General features: G+C 70.2%; 13 protein-coding genes. 7 read left to right on the top strand and 6 right to left on the bottom strand.

The window, feature by feature from the left end; translation table 11 throughout:
- Positions 1-83: 83 nt before the first annotated feature.
- Positions 84-1,133, bottom strand: coding sequence for an anthranilate phosphoribosyltransferase (gene trpD, locus ACFU5G_RS22580; protein ID WP_377249819.1), 1,050 nt, complete (start codon positions 1,131-1,133; stop codon positions 84-86).
- Positions 1,130-1,591 (bottom strand): hypothetical protein, encoded by a 462-nt coding sequence (locus ACFU5G_RS22575; protein WP_377249816.1) that lies wholly within the window; start codon positions 1,589-1,591, stop codon positions 1,130-1,132. The genes trpD and ACFU5G_RS22575 overlap by 4 nt, the downstream gene beginning before the upstream one ends.
- Before the next feature lie 178 nt (positions 1,592-1,769).
- Between ACFU5G_RS22575 and ACFU5G_RS22570 the strand changes: the two genes are divergently transcribed.
- The 6 genes from ACFU5G_RS22570 to ACFU5G_RS22545 all read left to right on the top strand — a co-directional run bounded on the left by ACFU5G_RS22570 (position 1,770) and on the right by ACFU5G_RS22545 (position 8,910).
- A complete protein-coding gene (locus tag ACFU5G_RS22570; protein WP_051109390.1) occupies positions 1,770-2,423 on the top strand; it encodes a heme-copper oxidase subunit III in 654 nt (217 codons plus the stop codon).
- Between the two features lie 105 nt (positions 2,424-2,528).
- On the top strand, positions 2,529-3,308 hold the full coding sequence (locus ACFU5G_RS22565; RefSeq protein ID WP_377249814.1) for a c-type cytochrome: 780 nt from the start codon (positions 2,529-2,531) through the stop codon (positions 3,306-3,308).
- Complete coding sequence (locus ACFU5G_RS22560) at positions 3,305-4,366, top strand: Rieske 2Fe-2S domain-containing protein (protein ID WP_377249812.1); 1,062 nt, start codon at positions 3,305-3,307, stop codon at positions 4,364-4,366. Before ACFU5G_RS22565 ends, ACFU5G_RS22560 begins: the two co-directional genes overlap by 4 nt.
- Complete coding sequence (locus tag ACFU5G_RS22555) at positions 4,363-6,072, top strand: cytochrome bc complex cytochrome b subunit (protein WP_377249810.1); 1,710 nt, start codon at positions 4,363-4,365, stop codon at positions 6,070-6,072. The genes ACFU5G_RS22560 and ACFU5G_RS22555 overlap by 4 nt, the downstream gene beginning before the upstream one ends.
- 165 nt (positions 6,073-6,237) lie before the next feature.
- Positions 6,238-6,867, top strand: coding sequence for a superoxide dismutase (locus ACFU5G_RS22550; protein ID WP_020014306.1), 630 nt, complete (start codon positions 6,238-6,240; stop codon positions 6,865-6,867).
- Positions 6,868-7,122: 255 nt separating this feature from the next.
- Positions 7,123-8,910, top strand: a complete 1,788-nt coding sequence (locus ACFU5G_RS22545; RefSeq protein WP_377249808.1) for a cytochrome bc complex cytochrome b subunit — start codon at positions 7,123-7,125, stop codon at positions 8,908-8,910.
- Here ACFU5G_RS22545 and ACFU5G_RS22540 read toward each other — a convergent pair.
- The gene (locus ACFU5G_RS22540; RefSeq protein ID WP_020014308.1) at positions 8,907-9,188 is read right to left on the bottom strand and encodes an Lrp/AsnC family transcriptional regulator; all 282 of its coding nucleotides are present in this window, start codon (positions 9,186-9,188) and stop codon (positions 8,907-8,909) included. The genes ACFU5G_RS22545 and ACFU5G_RS22540 overlap by 4 nt on opposite strands.
- On the bottom strand, positions 9,182-11,050 hold the full coding sequence (locus ACFU5G_RS22535; protein WP_377249806.1) for a DEDD exonuclease domain-containing protein: 1,869 nt from the start codon (positions 11,048-11,050) through the stop codon (positions 9,182-9,184). The genes ACFU5G_RS22540 and ACFU5G_RS22535 overlap by 7 nt, the downstream gene beginning before the upstream one ends.
- Positions 11,051-11,145: 95 nt before the next feature.
- On the opposite strand from ACFU5G_RS22535, the gene ACFU5G_RS22530 reads away from it, so the two are divergent.
- A complete protein-coding gene (locus ACFU5G_RS22530; protein WP_377249804.1) occupies positions 11,146-13,614 on the top strand; it encodes a hypothetical protein in 2,469 nt (822 codons plus the stop codon).
- 10 nt (positions 13,615-13,624) lie between these two features.
- Here the strand turns inward: ACFU5G_RS22530 and ACFU5G_RS22525 are convergent, their stop codons facing one another.
- Positions 13,625-14,503 (bottom strand): phosphoribosylaminoimidazolesuccinocarboxamide synthase, encoded by an 879-nt coding sequence (locus ACFU5G_RS22525; RefSeq protein ID WP_377249822.1) that lies wholly within the window; start codon positions 14,501-14,503, stop codon positions 13,625-13,627.
- Positions 14,504-14,518: 15 nt separating this feature from the next.
- The gene (locus tag ACFU5G_RS22520) at positions 14,519-16,135 is read right to left on the bottom strand and encodes an alpha-amylase family glycosyl hydrolase (protein WP_377249802.1); all 1,617 of its coding nucleotides are present in this window, start codon (positions 16,133-16,135) and stop codon (positions 14,519-14,521) included.
- Positions 16,136-16,207: the final 72 nt, after the last annotated feature.

Raw genomic sequence — 16,207 nt, 5'->3', positions numbered from 1 at the left:
CCGGAGCACTCATCAGTGCTCCGGCCCCAGTTCTATCTCGCCAGGGTTCTGTCTCGCCAGGGTTCTATCTCGGCTGGGGGTGCTCAGCGGCTGGCCGCGATCCAGCGGTCCAGGGTGGCCTGCGCCGCCCCGGTGTCCACCGCCTCGGCCGCGAGGCGGATGCCCGCCGTGAGCCGCTCCACGAGCGTGCCGGAGCCCGTGCCGGGCAGCGAGCCGTCGGCCACGAGGCCCGAGGCCGCGTTGAGCAGCACGGTCTCGCGGACCGGCCCGGCCTCGCCCGCCAGGACGGCGCGCGCGACGCCCGCGTTGTAGGCCGCGTCCTGGCCGCGCAGGTCCTCGACCTTGATGCGGGTCAGGCCCAGGTCCTCGGCGGGGTCCAGGCGGTGCTCGGTGACGTGGCCGTCGGCCACCTCCCAGATGGTCGCGCCCGCGGTCGCCGCGAGCTCGTCCAGCCCCTCGTCGCCGCGGAACACGAGCGCGGACTTGCCGCGCTCGGCGAAGACGCCCGCCATCAGGGGCGCCATCCGCGCGTCCGCGCAGCCCACGGCCGCGGCGCGGGGCTGGGCCGGGTTGGTCAGCGGCCCCAGGAAGTTGAAGGCCGTGGGCACGCCCAGCTCCTTGCGGGCCACGCCCGCGTGCCGCATCGACGGGTGGAACACCATCGCGAAGCAGAACGTGATGCCGGCCTCGCGCGCGATCTGCGCCACCCGCTCCGGGGTGTGGTCCAGGCGGATGCCCAGCTCCTCCAGCACGTCCGCGCTGCCCGACGACGACGACGCCGCCCGGTTGCCGTGCTTCACGACCCGCAGGCCCGCACCGGCGATGACGACGGACGCCATCGTGGAGATGTTCACCGTGTGCGCGCGGTCGCCGCCGGTGCCGACGATGTCCACGGAGGGCCCGGGCACGTCGATACGGGTCGCGTGCTCGACCATGGAGTGCGTCAGGCCCGCGAGCTCGTCGACGGTCTCGCCCTTGGCGCGCAGCGCCACCAGGAAGCCCGCGAGCTGGACGGGGGAGACCTCACCGGTCATCACCCGGTCCATGGCCCAGCGGGCCTCCTCCTGGCTCAGGTCCGTGCCGGTCATGAGCCCGGCGAGCAGGCCGGACCAGGTGGGTGCCTCGAGGTTCACGCGGTCCCCGCCGTCGACGGTGCGAGCAGGTGGGCCACGGCCTCCTGGACCTTCACGGCGTCCAGCGGGCGCGCCACGACGCCGTCGGCCAGCGACCAGGTCGCCAGCCACGCGTCCGCAGGGCGGCCCGTCAGCACGAGCACCGGCGGGCACTCGTAGATCTCGTTCTTGAGCTGGCGGCACAGGCCCATGCCGCCGGTCTGGTCGGCCTCTCCGTCGAGGACGAGCAGGTCCCACGTCTCGTTGTCTGCCTTGTCCACCACGGCGGTCGCCGTGGCGGCCTCCGCCCAGGTGATCTCGGGGGCGCCTGCGTGCAGGCGCGGGCCCACGGCGAGGCGCACCTGCTCGCGCACCGTGCGGTCGTCGCTGTACAGGAGGACTCGCGGGCTCGACGTCGTGCTGCCGGAAGCCGCACCGTTCGCACCTGCGCTGGTCACATCCGTCGTCATGCCGGTCATGCGTCGATCGTGGCACAGACCCAGGCCGGACGGCAGATTTGTCCGCGCCCTTTTCATGGCACTCTGTGGAATCGCGTCAGCAAGTGACGGCCCGGATGGGGCGTTGGGAGGACTTTGTGAGATTCGACGCGAGCGTCTGTGACGGTTCGGCGTTCGGGACACCCGAACGTCGGCCATAATGGCTGTCGTGTCGACCGCAACGGCTGCAGCCACCCCCACGCACCAGCACGTGACAGTCAATCGTCCCAACCCGGTCTCGGTCGGGACGATCGTCTGGCTCGCGAGCGAGCTCATGTTCTTCGCAGCGCTCTTCGCGATGTACTTCACGGTCCGGCAGACGATGCCGGCCGAGGAGTGGGCGCTGCAGGCGGACAAGCTCAACATCACCTTCTCCACGATCAACACGATCGTCCTGGTGCTGTCCTCGTTCACCTGCCAGTGGGCGGTCTTCAAGGCCGAGCAGTTCAAGCCGTCGCGCTCCGGGAAGCTCTTCCAGTTCTGGACCTGGGGCATGCACGAGTGGCTGACCATGACCTACCTGATGGGCGCGTTCTTCATCGGCGGCCAGATCTTCGAGTACACCGAGCTGGTGCACCAGGGTCTGACCATCTCGTCCAGCCCGTACGGCTCGGTCTTCTACATGACCACCGGCTTCCACGGCCTGCACGTGACCGGCGGCCTGATCGCGTTCCTCTTCGTGCTCGGTCGCTCGTTCGCCGCCAAGCGCTTCGGTCACCACGAAGCCACCACCACGATCGTCACGTCCTACTACTGGCACTTCGTCGACGTGGTGTGGATCGCGCTGTTCGCGGTGATCTACCTGCTGCGCTGACCGGTCGCGCGGCCGCCCCGTCGGGCGGCCGTCCCAACCGGCCACGTGCGGTGGCACAGGTTCATTACAGAAGCTCAACACTCACAGCGAGACGAGGAAATTTTCGTGAAGGCACTCGCCGCCCGCAGGCACCACCGGCTGGCGCCGGTCGTTCTCCTGCTGCTGGCGCTGCTGACCACGGGCGGCGTCTACGCCGCCCTGGCTCCGAGCACGGCTAAGGCCGAGACCGTCAGCACCGCGGACATCGAGACCGGTAAGAAGCTGTTCCAGGCCAACTGCGCGACGTGCCACGGCGCGAACGCCCAGGGCACCGAGGGCGTGCCGTCCCTGGTTGGCGTCGGCGCTGCCGCCGTCGACTTCCAGGTGTCGACCGGCCGCATGCCGATGCAGATGAACGGCCCGCAGGCCGAGGCCAAGCCGCCGCAGTTCGACAAGGAGCAGACGGCCGCGCTGTCCGCCTACGTCGCCTCGCTGGGCGCCGGTCCGGCGATCCCCACCGACGCGCAGGTCGACGCCACCCAGGGCGACCCCTCGAACGGCATGGCCCTGTTCCGTACCAACTGCGCCATGTGCCACAACGCCGTGGGCGCCGGCGGCGCACTCTCCGAGGGCAAGTTCGCACCCGCCCTCTGGGAGACGTCGGAGCGGAACATCTACCAGGCGATGCTCACCGGCCCGCAGTCGATGCCGGTGTTCAACGACGCGAACATCACGCCGGACGAGAAGCGGGACATCGTGTCCTTCCTCGTCGAGCAGCGCGAGGGTTCGGCCGGCGGTAACGCGCTCGGCGCCCTCGGCCCGGTGTCCGAAGGCCTCTGGGCCTTCGCGATCGGCCTCGGTCTGCTCATCGGCGCCGCAGTGTGGATCGGAGCGAAGTCCTCGTGAGCGAGAACCAGAACAACCGTGCCGACACCTCGCACGAGGTGACGGTCACCCCGGAGGCTGGCACCGACGTCGAGCGGTTCGCCGACCCGGGCGTCCCGGAGCACAAGCACCGGCTGACCGACACCGACCCGCGCGCCGCCAAGCGCGCCGAGCGGACCGTCACCTTCCTGTTCGTCCTGTCGATCCTGGGCACGATCGGCTCGATCGTCGCCTACGTGATGGTCCCGCCGGACGGCACGACCTCGGGCGTGCGCCTCTCGACCCTGCTGATCGGTCTCGGCCTCGCCCTGTCGCTGCTGGGCATCGGCATCGCCGGCATCCACTGGGCCAAGTCGCTGATGGGCGACAAGGAGATGGTCCAGGAGCGGCACCCGCTCGCGACCAGCGAAGAGGACCGCGCGATCGCGGTCAAGGACCTGAACGACGGCCTGCAGGACTCGGGCGTCGTCGGCCGCCGCGGCATGCTCAAGGGCGCGTTCTTCGGTGCCCTGGCGCTGTTCCCGCTCGCCATCGCCGTGCCGCTGATCGGCTCCGTGGGCGGTGACTGGAACGTCTCCAAGTTCAAGCACACCATGTGGCGCACCGGCACGCGCCTCGCGATCGACCCGTCGGGCCGGCCCATCAAGGCCTCCGACGTGACCGTCGGCTCCGTCTTCCACGTGGTCCCCGAGACCACGGAGGAGTTCCGCGAGACGCACGAGTGGATCAACGAGAAGTCCAAGGCCGTCGTGCTCATGGTCCGTCTCAACCCCGAGGACCTCAAGGCCGACCAGTCGCCCCCCGGCGAGACCTGGTCGCACGAGGGCATCGTGGCCTACTCGAAGATCTGCACGCACGTGGGCTGCCCGGTGGCGCTCTACGAGCAGCAGACCCACCACCTCCTGTGCCCCTGCCACCAGTCGACGTTCGACATCGCCGACAGCGCCAACGTGGTCTTCGGCCCGGCCAACCGCCGCCTGCCGCAGCTCCCGATCACTGTCGACGCCGAGGGCTACCTCGTGGCGCAGGACGACTTCGCCGAGCCCATCGGCCCGAGCTTCTGGGAGCGCCTGAAGTGAGCACCGCGACCCAAGACACCAAGCGCGAGGCACCGGCCAAGCCGACGACGACCGTCGGCAAGGCCGCGGACTACCTCGACCAGCGCACCTCCATCGGCGTCGCCGTCAAGGAGTTCGCGCGCAAGGTCTTCCCGGACCACTGGTCCTTCATGCTCGGCGAGATCGCCCTGTTCTCGTTCGTGGTGCTGATCATCTCGGGCTTCTTCCTGACGATGTTCTTCGAGCCGTCGATGGCGCTGGAGCGCTACGAGGGCGAGCACCCGGCGAACATGCACGGGCAGCTCATGTCCGTGGCGTTCGCCTCGACCCTCGACATGTCGTTCGAGGTGCGCGGCGGTCTGCTCATGCGGCAGATCCACCACTGGTCGGCGCTGATCTTCATGGCCTCGATCGTCGTGCACATGATGCGCGTGTTCTTCACCGGCGCGTTCCGCAAGCCGCGCGAGATCAACTGGATCGTCGGCATCCTGCTGATGATCCTGGGCCTGGCCGCCGGCTTCACCGGCTACTCGCTGCCCGACGACGTGCTGTCCGGCAACGGCCTGCGCATCACCGACGGCGTGGTCAAGTCCATTCCGCTGGTCGGCTCGTTCATGTCGTACATGATCTTCGGCGGGGAGTTCCCGGGGCACCACATCGTGCCGCGCCTGTTCACCCTGCACATCTTCGTGGTGCCGGGCATCCTGCTGGCGCTCATCGCGCTGCACCTGTTCCTCATGGTGCTGCAGAAGCACACCCAGTACCCGGGTGGTGGCCGCACCGACAAGAACGTGGTGGGCTACCCGGCCGCGCCGGTGTACGTCGCCAAGATGACCGGCAACTTCTTCATCGTCTTCGGCGTGCTGGTGCTCATGGGCGCCACGATGTCGATCAACAACGTGTGGAACTACGGGCCGTTCGACCCGTCGCCGGTCTCCGCCGGTGCCCAGCCGGACTGGTACATGCTGTTCCTGGAGGGATCGCTGCGCCTGATGCCGGGCCAGGGCACGGAATGGGTGATCTTCGGCTATACGTTGCCGCTGAACGTCCTGATCCCCGCCGTGGTCATCCCGGGCATCCTGTTCACGTTCCTCATCGTCTACCCGTTCCTCGAGGCCCGGGTCACCGGCGACGACCGCGAGCACCACGTGCTGGACCGCCCGCGCAACAAGCCGGCTCGCACCGGCCTGGGCGTCGCGTTCCTGACGGCGTTCATCATCCTGGCCCTCGCGGGGTCGAACGACCTCATCGCCACGCACTTCGCGCTGTCGATCAACGGGATCACGTGGGCCTTCCGCGTCCTGTTCTTCGTGGGGCCGGTGTTCGCGTACTTCGTCACCAAGCGCATCTGCCTCGGGCTGCAGCGCAAGGACCGCGAGCTGGTGCTGCACGGCCACGAGTCGGGCCGCATCGTGCGCTTCGCCAACGGCGAGTACATCGAGGTGCACACGCCGCTCGACGAGCAGGAGCGCTGGCTGCGCGTCAACTACGACGCGCCCGCCCCGCTGGCGATCGCCCCGAAGACGGACGCCCGCGGTGTGAAGCGCAAGGGCTACGGCGCCGACAAGCGCTGGCAGGGCCTGTCCCGGTTCTTCTACGAGGACCGTGTCTCGCCCGTCACGCCGGCGGAGGTCGCGGCCGCGCACTCGCACGGTGAGCACGACGAGCTGACCGGCTCCGAGCACCAGGCCGTCGAGGCCGGTGCGGGAACCTCGCGGGAGCACTGAGCGACCTGCGACACCAAGCGATGGCCTGTGTCTCCCGGTCCGCGTCTGCGGCCGGGGACACGGGCCATTGCCGTCCCGGCGGGCACCACACCGGCGCACGACCAGGACGGCGTCCCACCCTGCGCACCGTCCGGTGTGCGGACCGATCCTGGAGGTACCTCAGCAATGGCTGTCTACACGCTCCCTGACCTGACCTACGACTACGCCGCGCTCGAGCCCCACATCTCGGGCAAGATCATGGAGCTGCACCACTCCAAGCACCACGCGACGTACGTCAAGGGTGCCAACACTGCCCTGGAGCAGCTCGAGGAGGCCCGCGAGACGGGCAACCTGGCAAACGTCAACAAGATCGAGAAGGACCTCGCGTTCAACCTCGGTGGTCACATCAACCACTCGATCTTCTGGACGAACATGGCACCGGAGGCCGGCGGAGAGCCGACCGGCGACATCGCCGCCGCGATCGACGAGCACTTCGGCTCGTTCGAGAAGTTCAAGGCGCACTTCACCGCCGTCGCCGCTGGTGTGCAGGGCTCCGGCTGGGCCGTCCTGGCCTGGGACTCGGTCGGCCAGAAGCTGGTCGTGGTCCAGCTGTTCGACCAGCAGGGCAACATCCCCTTCGCGCTCACCCCGGTCCTCATGCTGGACTGCTGGGAGCACGCCTACTACATCGACTACCTGAACGTGCGCCCGGACTACATCAAGGCCTGGTGGAACCTGGTGTCGTGGAGCAACGTCTCCGAGCGCCTCGCGCGGGCCAAGACGCAGACCGCGGGCCTCGTCGTCGCCTCGGCGTGACCCTCTGCACGAGGCTCTGCACGAGGCTCTGCAAGACCCCTGCATGACCCTGCATGATCCTGGTTCGACCCCGCCGCGGGCCGGCGCGGCCTGACCGGCGGACCAGATCCGGCGCACCCCGATACGGGGGTGCGCCGGATCTGTCGTGTCACGTCCTGGCCTGCTGATTCGTCGTCGAGGGTGGTAAGGAAGCCCGGCGCGGTGTCTACTGGACGTCAGGAAGTGGCCCACGCCGCCGATCTCAGGGGTGATGACGTGGCGAAGAAGCAGCGTCCGAGTGCCGTCGGCAAGGCAGCCGACTACCTGGACCAGCGCACCACCATCGGTGTGCTGGTGAAGGAGCTTGCGCGGAAGGTCTTCCCCGACCACTGGTCGTTCATGCTGGGCGAGATCGCGCTGTTCTCGTTCATCGTCCTGATCGCGTCCGGTTTCTTCCTGACGATGTTCTTCGACCCGTCCATGGCCCTGGTGCGGTACGAGGGGGAGTACCCGCCCTCGATGAACGGCCAGCTCATGTCGGCGGCGTTCCAGTCCACCGTGCACATGTCGTTCGAGGTGCGCGGCGGTCTGCTCATGCGGCAGATCCACCACTGGTCGGCACTGATCTTCATCGGCTCGATCGTCCTGCACATGTTCCGGGTGTTCATCACCGGAGCCTTCCGCAAGCCGCGGGAGATCAACTGGATCGTCGGCCTGACCATGCTGATCCTGGCCCTCGCGGCCGGGTTCACCGGCTACTCGCTCCCTGACGACGTGCTGTCCGGCAACGGCCTGCGCATCATCGACGGCGTGGTCAAGGCGATCCCGCTGATCGGCGCCTACCTGTCCTTCCTGGTCTTCGGCAACGAGTTCCCGGGTGATCAGGTGATCCCACGGCTGTTCACCCTGCACATCTTCGTGATTCCAGGCATCCTGATCGCCCTCATCGCGCTGCACCTGTTCCTGATGGTGCTGCAGAAGCACACCCAGTACCCCGGCGGCGGCCGTACCGACAAGAACGTCGTGGGCTACCCCGCGGCGCCGGTGTACGTGGCCAAGATGACCGGCAACTTCTTCATCATCGCCGGCGTGCTGACGCTCATGGGCGCCACCATGGCGATCAACAACATCTGGAACTACGGCCCGTACGACCCGGCGCCGGTCTCGGCGGGCACCCAGCCGGACTGGTACATCCTGTTCGTCGACGGCGCGCTACGGCTCATGCCGGGACCGGGCTTCGAGTGGGTCCTGTGGGGCTACACCCTGCCCATGAACATCCTGATCCCGGCCGTGATCGTGCCGGGCATCCTGTTCACGCTGCTGTTCGCGTGGCCGTTCCTCGAGGCCCGGGTGACCGGCGACCACCGCGAGCACCACGTGCTGGACCGGCCACGCAACCGGCCGGTACGCACGGCTGTCGCGGTCGCGCTGTTCCTGGCGTTCCTGATCTGTGCCCTGGCCGCCACCAACGACCTCATCGCCACGCACTTCTCGCTGAGCATCTTCGCGATCACCTGGGCGCTGCGGATACTCCTGTTCGTGGGGCCGCTCTTCGCCTTCTTCGTGACCAAACGCGTCTGCCTCGCGCTCCAGCGCAAGGACCGGGAGCTGGTGCTGCACGGCCACGAGTCCGGCCGTATCGTGCGCTTCGCCACCGGCGAGTACGTCGAGGTGCACACCCCGCTGGACCCGCAGGAGGTATGGCTGCGCACCCAGCACACCTCGCCGCGGCCGCTCGAGATCAAGCCCGCGATGGACGCCCGCGGCGTCAAGCGCAAGGGCTATCGTTCCGACCGCCGGTGGCAGCGGCTGTCCGAGTTCTTCTACGAGGACCGCGTGGAGCCGGCGACACCGGCGGAGCTCGCGGCGGCGCACTCGCACGGCGAGCACGACCAGATCGAGGCCAGGACGCCCGCGGGCGTCGGGCCGGGCACCTCCGGTCCGCGAACCAGCGGGCCGCGAACCGGCCCGGGTACCTCCGGTCCGGGTACCTCCGGCCCGCGAGCCGACGGCGAGGGCGCCACGGGGCCGGGCGAGGAGCCACGGCCCGGGAGCAAGAGCTAGTCGTCCAGCCCCAGCGCGAACGCCTGCTCCAGGTCCGCCTTGGAGAAGGCGCGGAACGCGATCAGCGTCTCGGTGTTCTGCACGCCCGGCACCTTGTTCACGCGGTCGGACACGACGCCGGCGAGCTGCTCGTGCTCGGGGACGCGCACGATCGCGACCAGGTCGGTCTTGCCCGTCACGGAGAAGACCTCGCTCACTCCGTCGATGTTCGCGACCTCCTGCGCGACCTCGGGGATGCGGGACGTCTCGGCGTCGATGAGGACGATCGCGGTCAGCATGCCGTCATCGTATCCACGTGCCGGCCGTTCGCGGGTTCACGCGCGGGCGCGGCGGCTCCGGCGGGCTCCGCGGGCTCTGCCGCATCAGCCTCGGCGCCCTCGCCGATCTCGACGCGCACCCGCTCCGACGCCCAGGTCAGGTCGGCGTGCGCGCCGGCCGCGCGCACCGGGCAGGCCCAGGTGTCGCTGACGTGCACCAGCCGCACGCCGGGGGAGTCGAGCCAGGCGAGCAGCAGGTCCGTCTCCTCGGGGTGCGCGGCGGGCGCGGGTGCCACGGGCGGCTCCACGTGCTCCGCCGTCGTGCGCAGGGCCGAGACCAGGGGGAGGGGGCTCGTGCCCGGGGCCGAGACGTCGGTGCCGGCGAGCCGGCCGTGCTTGATCACGACGATCTCCCAGCCGCCGGGCTTGCCCGGGGCATCCCCGATGCCGGACGGGCGCGCGGCCACCAGCTCGGCGCACCCGGCCAGCGGACCGATCCGCTGGGCCCGGTGCGCGCCGTGCACGAAGGCGCGCAGGCGGCGCGTGACCTCGCCCGCCTCCTCGTACCGCTCCTGGTGGGCCAGGGTCGCGATCCGGTCGGAGAGGGCGCGCACCACGGGGGCGGGGTCGCCGGTGAGGGCGTCGCGGGCGGCCTCGGCCACGTCCGCGTAGGAGGTGTCGGGGCCCTCGGTCGCCACGCAGGGTGCCGAGCAGCGGCCCATGCCGGCCAGGGCGCAGGGGCTGCCGGGGCGCTTGGAGACCAGCGGGATGCGGGCGGTGCACTGGCGCAGGTTCAGGGCGTCGTGCAGGGCGTGCACGGCCTCCTGGGCGGTCCGCCGGGACCCGAAGGGCCCGATGTGCGCGGCGCCCGCCACGACGCCGCTCACGACCGACAGGCGCGGGTACGCCTCGTCGGTCAGCCGCACCCACGAGTGCCGCTCCGGGAACTTGGAGCGCCGGTTGTAGCGCGGGGCGTGCTCGGTGATGAGCCGCAGCTCGCGCACCTGCGCCTCCAGCGGGGTGGCGCACGCGACGGGCGTGACGCGCTCGGCGATGCGCACCATCTCCGTGATGCGCCGCCGCTTCTCGGCGGCGGTGAAGTACGAGCGCACCCGCTTGCGGATGTTGACCGACGTGCCGACGTACAGCACCTCGTCACCGGGGCCGCGGAACAGGTAGACACCGGGGGAGTCGGGCAGCCCGTCGGCCAGGTGCCGCTTGCGGCGCACCTCGGGCGGCACCGGGTCGGCCGCCGTCGCCAGCTCCTCGAGGTGCGTCACGCCCATCGGCGCGAGGCGGTCGAACAGGGCGTGCAGCACGTCGACGGTCGCCCGCGCGTCGGCCAGCGCGCGGTGGTCGGGGGAGACGGTGGCGTGGAACAGGTTGGCGAGCGTGGACAGCTTGTGGTTGGGCGCCTCGTCCCGCGTGACCAGGCGCCGGGCCAGGGGCACCGTGTCCACCACGGTGAAGCCGGGCCACGGGTAGTCCAGCCGGGCGCACATCGCCTTGAGGAAGCCGACGTCGAACGGGGCGTTGTGCGCCACCAGCACCGTGTTGTGCGCGAACTCCAGGAAGCTCGGCAGCACCAGCGCGATGTCCGGCGCCGTGGCGACCATGGAGTTGGTGATACCGGTCAGCCGCGCGACGAACGCCGGGACCGGCTGCCCTGGGTTCACCAGCGACTGGAACTCGCCCAGCACCTCGCCGCCGCGCACCTTGACGGCACCGATCTCGGTGATGCCGCCCTCCTTGGCGTTGGTGCCCGTGGTCTCGAGGTCCACCACGACGAAGGTCACGTCCCGCAGGGGCGTGCCGAGCTCCTCGAAGGTCGCCTGGTACGGGGCCCGGGTGGCGGCGGACGTGGAGGTGCTCACGGCCTGCACGCTATCCCGAGCCACTGACACTGGGCCCGCGGGCCCACCGTCGGGTGGGCCCGCGGCCTCTGGTCGCCGCACGCGCCCGTTCCTAGAGTCGACGGATGATTCGCCGGCCCGGGAAACCTGACCGACGCACCGTCCCCGACAAGAGCCCCGACACGAGCCCTGACGACCGTGGTCAGGCGCTCCTGGAGTACGTGGCCGTCGTCGGCCTGCTGCTCCTCGTGGTCGCCCTGGTACTCGCGGCGGCGACGCCGGTGGGCCGGGACCTGAGCGGCCAGCTCGTCTGCGCGGTCCAGTCCATCGGGCAGCCCGAGCGCCCCGAGGACTGCGTCGACGGACCGGGGGACGGGCCCGGCGACGACGACGGACCAGGCGGACCGGGCGACGACGACCGCCCCGGCGACACCTCGTGCGAGGACGAGCTCACGCTGTCCCGCGTCTCCCAGGAGGACCACGACACCGCCATGGTCGTGATCCAGATCGGCTGCGTCTGGTACCCGATCCCCGTCACGTGCCTGTTCACCGTCTCGGAGACCGAGCTCGACGACGTCTGGAAGACGGTGATCTCCGGCGGCCGGGACGAGAGCCTGGAGCGCGAGGGCAACGACAAGATCGTCGACTGCGTGACCGCCGGCTGGGGCGACGAGAGCGAGGACCCGGACGACGAGGAGTGCAACCGGACGATGCCGACCAGCGAGGACGTCAGCCTCGACCCGCCGAAGGTCCGCGTCGGCTGCAAGTGGCTCCCCGTGCCCCAGGACGTGTGTGACGCCGAGTGGGATGCGTACAAGGACTCGAGGCCCGGCAGGGAGCGCGCCGCGACGTCGGGCTGGCTCTACGAGTGCGTCACGACGGCCTACGACAACATGGAGCCCGACTGCTACGTCCAGGTCAACACCCACATCGAGGACCACACGACGTCGTTCCTGTTCTTCCGGTTCAGCACGACGGAGGCGGTGATGATCGAGCGGCTCGGTGACGGACGCGTCCGGGTGCACATGCTCAAGGGCAGCGGGTTCGGCGGCGGGGTGTCCGGCGACGACATCTTCGGCTCGCCCATCTCCTTCGGGGTCTCCGCGATCGACGGGGTCACGAGCGACACCGCGTACGAGTTCACGAGCGTCGAGGACGCGCAGGAGTGGATCTCGTGGCAGTCGAAGACCGATGGCCTCAAGTCGGGCATGGACAGCGCCTGCGGGGCCTTCGGCGGCCAGCTCCAGGCCGGCTGCGAGCCGGCGAAGCGCCGCTACAACGACCATCTCGAGGACGAGCCGGACCACCACGTCGTCAACGACGCGGACACCGAGACCAAGAAGGTCACCGTCAACGTCGGGATCGACGGGCAGAAGGGCGGCAAGAGCAAGGACGGCAAGGGCGTGGGCGCGGGCGGCAGCGCCGAGGGCAGCTACGAGGGCGAGGTCATGGTCGAGGACCGGCTCTGGGACAACGGCCTCTACGAGGTGAGCTACACGTCCACGGACATCGGCGGCTTCCTGGTCTCCGGCGCGCTCGGGCCGGGCGGGCCGTGGGGCAAGAGCGACAAGCTCGGAAAGCTGATGGGCAAGGGCGGGGTCGGCGCCACGTGGAAGGGCTCGACGAAGACCACCGTGTACTTCGACGAGAACGGCGACCTCGTGCAGATGTACATCACCATCGACGACCAGGCGCTCGCGACGCTCTACGAGGCCGGGTTCGAGGTGGAGACGGACCTGCCGTACGGCTTCGAGGCGGGCGGCAGCTACAGCAAGAACAAGCAGGAGGGCACCTCGTCCGTCCAGGAGTTCATCCTCGACTTCAACCAGTACCCGGACCTGCGCGAGAAGTTCACGCCGATGGTCGACGAGCTGTTCCCGCGCGACGACGAGGGCAAGCTGAAGAAGGGCGACATCGAGATCGACCGGGACGACCAGGAGGACGGCGGTGAGCTGCGCGAGGCGCTGGAGGAGCACGGCAACGTGCGCGAGCTGACCTACGACGACACCAAGACCGAGGAGAAGGTCGAGACGGGCGTGAGCTGGCAGGGGATCGACCTGCTCAAGGGCGAGTGGATCACCACGGACGAGGAGCGGGTGCTCAAGGAGTCGTCGTTCGAGATCACCGACGCGGACGGCAACAAGGTCAAGGTCGAGCCCGCCCCCCGCTGCCGGCACGAGAAGTTCGAGCCGGACGACGACTACTACACCAACGGCAAGGTGAAGCAGGGCCTGGGCGGCGACTGGTTCAACCCGATGTACGACCGGGACGAGGGCACGTACCCGGGCACCGACTTCGACGATGACGTGCCGGGCAGCCGGAGCGAGAAGAGCAGGTCGCTGGCCGACGAGTACGCCAGGGCGTTCCCGGACAAGAACATCATCGTCCGGCACCGCGACATCGGGCTCGAGTTCGGGCCCGACGTCACGGGCAAGGTGCACCTCGCCACGGTGGGCGACTTCTACGTGGTGGGGCTGGACTCAGGGACGGTCACGCGCAAGGGCGACGGCGGCTACCTGAACTGGGCGTTCAAGGGGAACTTCAACCGCCCCGGGGACAACAAGGTGGTCAAGTTCAAGCCGCGGGGCGAGTGAGGCGAGGGCCTCAGCCCCAGGTCTCGCCCGTGAGCTGCTCGTAGATCTCCACGTAGCGGGCGCGGGTCTCGGCCACGACGTCGGCCGGGATCTCGGGGCCCGGGTAGGTGCGGTCCCAGCCGGTCAGGGTCGAGGACCAGTCGCGCACGAACTGCTTGTCGTAGGACCACTGCCCGCGGCCGGGCTCGTACTCGCTCGCCTTCCAGAAGCGCGAGGAGTCGGGCGTGAGCACCTCGTCGGCGAGCGTGAGCACGCCGTCGGCGTCGAACCCGAACTCCAGCTTGGTGTCGGCGATGATGACGCCGCGCTCGCGCGCGATCTCGGCGCCGCGGTCGTAGATGGCCAGGGTCAGCTCGCGCAGGCGGTCCGTGGTCTCGGCGCCCAGCTCCTTGGCGATCTCGTCGACGGAGATGTACTCGTCGTGCCCCTCGTCCGCCTTGGTGGACGGCGTGAACACGGGCTCCGGCAGCCGGTCGGCCTCGACCAGGCCCGGGGGGAACGCCACACCGGACACGCTGCCCGTGGCGTTGTACGAGTCCAGGCCGCCGCCCGCGAGGTACCCGCGGGCGATGCACTCGACCGGCACGATCGTCAGCTTCTTGCAGCGGATCGCGCGGCCGGCCCACTCCTCGGGGACGTCCTCGCTGATCACGTGGTTGGGCACCAGGTCGGCGAACTGCCGGAACCACCACAGCGAGAGCTGGGTGAGGATCGCGCCCTTGTCGGGCACGGGCGTCGGCAGCACGACGTCGTACACCGACACGCGGTCGGAGGCCACCAGGATCACATCGTCGCCGTCCGCGTAGACCTCGCGAACCTTGCCCTTCCGGATCAGTTCCACGGGGCCAAGGCTAACCCGGTACGCGCGCCGGGCCGGTGCGCGTACCAGGGTTGCGTCCTGCCTCTACGCGCCCGCGAGGTCGAGGACGGCGTAGCCGGAACCGTCCAGGTGCACGACGTCGGAGCCGGCGCCACCGCCGGCCTCCACCCGCAGGCCGCGGGCGAGCAGCGCGCGTCCGCCGGCGGCACCGGCCAGCGGGAACCGCACCGCCGCACTCCCCGGGTTGAGCAGCACGGCGAGCGTGCCGCCGCGCATGTACGCCAGGGGGTACCCCGTGGCCAGCACCTCGACGGGCGCCGCCGCGTCCAGGCGCGGGTCGTCGTGCCGCAGCGCGATCAGGTCGCGGACCAGGCGCAGCAGCGAGCCGTCGTCGTCCACCTGGGCGGCGACCGTCGGACGCTCCGGGTCGGGGTCCTGGGGCAGGTAGGCCGAGTCCGCGGGCTTGCCCGGGCCGTAGGGGTCCGCGGGCAGGTCGCCCCACTGCATCGGGGTGCGCGAGCCAGCCCGGTCGTAGGCCGGGCCGAGCCGCGAGCCCTCCAGCGTGGGCGTGCCCGGCACGTACCGCATGCCGATCTCGTCGCCGTAGTAGACCGACGGCAGGGCCGGCCAGGTCATCGTGAGCACGTGCGCCACGCGGGCCTGCTCGGCGTCGCGCGGGCCCGCCACCAGCCGCGTGAAGTCGTGGTTCGACGTCGGCAGGCCCACCACTCCGCCGCGGCCCGTCGCCGCGATGGCGTCCGTCGCGGCCTGCCAGGCCCGCACGAACGTGGCGGCGTCACCCGCGCCGTCCGCACCGGCCCACGGCGACAGCTCGCCCCAGGACTCGCTCACCGTGCCCGCGTTGTTGTTCCACAGCGAGCGCAGCGGCAGGCCGTCGTCGTCCCCGCCGAACTGGAGGAAGAAGTCGGCGTGGAAGCCCGCGGGGACGGCGACCTTCGGGTCGCCCCACTCGCTGATGATCACGCGGCCGGGCCACTCGCGGTCGAGCCAGGCGCGCATCTCGTGCCACAGCTTGCCGGTCTCGACGTGCCCGGGGTCGTCCTTGACGAGGGACGCCGCCATGTCCACGCGGAACCCCGCGACGCCGAGGCCGAACCAGTGCGCCATGATCTCGCGCAGCGCGGCCCGGTTGGCCAGCGGGCCCGGCGCGTCGACGGGCTGCCGCCACGGCTCGGCGGGGTCCGTGCGGGCGTAGCCGAAGTTGAGCGCGGGCTGCACGGGGAAGAAGTTGGGCTTGTAGTACCCGCCCCGCTTGCCGGGACCGGGCTGGAAGCCCTCGGCGGGCACGTCGCTCCACACGAACCGGCCGTCCTCCGGGTCGTCGGCCGACGCGCGGAACCACGGGTGCTGGTCCGAGGTGTGCCCGGCCACGAGGTCGAGCAGCACCGAGATGCCGCGCCGCCCGGCCTCCTCGGTCAGGCGCGCCAGGTCCTCGTTCGTGCCGTAGCGCGGCGCCACGGTCATGAAGTCGGCGACGTCGTACCCGGCGTCGGCGAACGGCGAGACGAAGCAGGGGCTGAGCCAGATCGCGTCCACGCCGAGCCACGCGAGGTAGTCCAGGCGCTCGGCGATGCCGGCGAGGTCGCCGATCCCGTCACCGTTCGAGTCCGCGAAGGACTGCGGGTAGATCTGGTAGAGCACGGTGCGCCCGAGGCGCGGGGCGAGGTCGACGGAAGCCAAGGAGCTACTCCTTCGTAGGTGGTGCGGAAGATCCAATGTGTCAGACGCTCAGGTCCCCCGGGGGACCTGAGC

It is taken from the genome of Promicromonospora sp. NPDC057488 (assembly GCF_042802395.1).
Taxonomy (GTDB): domain Bacteria; phylum Actinomycetota; class Actinomycetes; order Actinomycetales; family Cellulomonadaceae; genus Promicromonospora.
The sequence above is the reverse complement of the archived record's forward strand: the minus strand, read 5'-3'. Positions and strand labels throughout refer to the sequence as shown.

Excerpts from the sequence above, each read along its gene's own strand:
- ACFU5G_RS22550 (WP_020014306.1), top strand. The coding sequence starts at position 6,238 with ATGGCTGTCTACACGCTCCCTGACCTGACCTACGACTACGCCGCGCTC.
- ACFU5G_RS22530 (WP_377249804.1), top strand. The coding sequence starts at position 11,146 with ATGATTCGCCGGCCCGGGAAACCTGACCGACGCACCGTCCCCGACAAG.
- ACFU5G_RS22575 (WP_377249816.1), bottom strand. The coding sequence starts at position 1,591 with ATGACCGGCATGACGACGGATGTGACCAGCGCAGGTGCGAACGGTGCG.
- ACFU5G_RS22540 (WP_020014308.1), bottom strand. The coding sequence starts at position 9,188 with ATGCTGACCGCGATCGTCCTCATCGACGCCGAGACGTCCCGCATCCCC.
- ACFU5G_RS22570 (WP_051109390.1), top strand. The coding sequence starts at position 1,770 with ATGGCTGTCGTGTCGACCGCAACGGCTGCAGCCACCCCCACGCACCAG.